This window comes from Bariatricus sp. HCP28S3_A7, from assembly GCF_052066375.1.
Lineage (GTDB): Bacteria > Bacillota > Clostridia > Lachnospirales > Lachnospiraceae > Allocoprococcus.
In genome coordinates this window covers 1-1741 of sequence record NZ_JBQHSG010000070.1, presented here as the reverse complement: position 1 = coordinate 1741, position 1741 = coordinate 1, and the positions used below count along the sequence as shown (strand labels likewise).

The 1741-nt window shown below is 46.6% G+C and carries 1 protein-coding gene; it reads left to right on the top strand.

Annotation, left to right across the window (positions count from 1 at the left end):
• On the top strand, window positions 1-1422 hold a 1422-nt coding region (locus tag ACTNA4_RS15990; RefSeq protein ID WP_441031152.1), incomplete at its 5' end, for a DDE-type integrase/transposase/recombinase.
• Window positions 1423-1741: the final 319 nt, after the last annotated feature.

The window sequence follows — 1741 nt, the reverse complement described above, 5'->3', positions numbered from 1 at the left end:
ATTCAATATCTTTATCAGCAGAATTGCTGGCTGATTACTTTTATCTGCAAATATATTCCACTGAAACAGTGGGCTTTTGACGATTCTCACTCTCCAAAGTACCAGAAACTCAAAACAGACGAACTTCCTAAAATGGAAATCCATCACAACGACTGGGACTGGCAGCTCCTGATCCCCTACTATGAATTCAAGTATCACAAGAAGATCAAACCCGTCTCACGCCGCAAAGAATGTGATATCCCCGAGGACTGCAAGTGTCCCTGCTGTAATGCCCCTCAACCTTATCTCTACCGCAATAACGGCAGGAAAGGTCAGATCAAATGCAAGGTCTGCGACACAAACTTTTCACCGGATGATAACCGTTTCTCTAAAGAGTACACCTTACGCTGCCCCCACTGTGGAAATGCTCTGGTACATAAAAAAGACAGGAAACACTTTATCGTCCACAAATGCGTGAATCCCAAATGCCCTTACTATCTCCACAATCTTAAAAAAGTAGATAAGGAACATCTTGAAAAAGCTTATGGCAAGAACGAATACAAACTACACTACATCTACCGTGAATTCACCGTGGATTTCTTTAAAATGGATCTGGATTCCCTCCCGAAAAACGCTTCTTCCCTGAAGTTCAACAAGTTCGATTCCCACGTGATGTCACTGTGCCTGACTCTTCACGTTAACCTCGGGCTCTCCCTGCGGAAAACCTCCCAGGCTTTGAAGGATCTTTATAACATCCGGATCTCACACCAGCAAATCGCCAACTACTGTAAAACTGCTGCTATCTGTGTAAAACCTTTCGTGGACAACTATGACTATCATGCCGGCAGCACTTTCACTGCTGATGAAACCTATATCAAGATCCGTGGTATCAAAACTTATATCTGGTTCATTATGGATGCTGCGAAGCGCTCCATCATCGGTTACCAGGTCTCTGACAACCGCGGCGTCGGTTCCTGTATCATGGCAATGCGCATGGCTTTCCGACATTTCAAAGAGCTTCCAAAAAACTTCCGCTTTATCGCAGACGGTTACAGTGCCTATCCACTGGCTGCCCAGCAGTTCTTCCATGAATTTGGTGATGCCTTCAAGTTCTGCATTACCCAGGTGATTGGGCTTACCAACGACGATGCGGTTTCCAAAGAGTTCCGTCCATTCAAGCAGATGATCGAGCGCCTGAACCGAACCTATAAAGCGTCCTACCGGAAAACAAACGGATTTGACAACATCGACGGTGCCAACTATGACCTTGCTCTGTGGGTTGCATACTATAACTTTCTGCGTCCTCACAAACACAACAACTATAAAGTCCTGAACACAGTAGAAATGCTGGAAGGCGCTGACAATATGCCCGGAAAATGGCAACTGCTGATCTTCCTTGGTCAACAGACAATTCTAAATCTCCAGAAACAGAAAAATGCGTAAATGGAGCGGAACCGTTGTCAGGAGGACCGTGGAATACCAGAGCACGAAGTGCGAGGATATGCCGCGAAAGCCTCTTGACATAAGGTTCACGGATTATCCTGTTTAGCAGAAAAGGGGCAAGTGCGCCCTTTTCCTGCCTTCCGGCGAGGACAGGTCCGGGCAGAGCCCGGAATCGGGTCAAGGGACTGGTCCCTTGCAGGTTCTTAGGGCAGCGCCCTGAGCCCCCGGAGGGCCTTCCGTCTTATATATTTGCAATTTTCAAGGTTCGTTTGAGCCTGTTTTTTTCGGCCCAGTTTTTCATAGATTACTTGACACTACC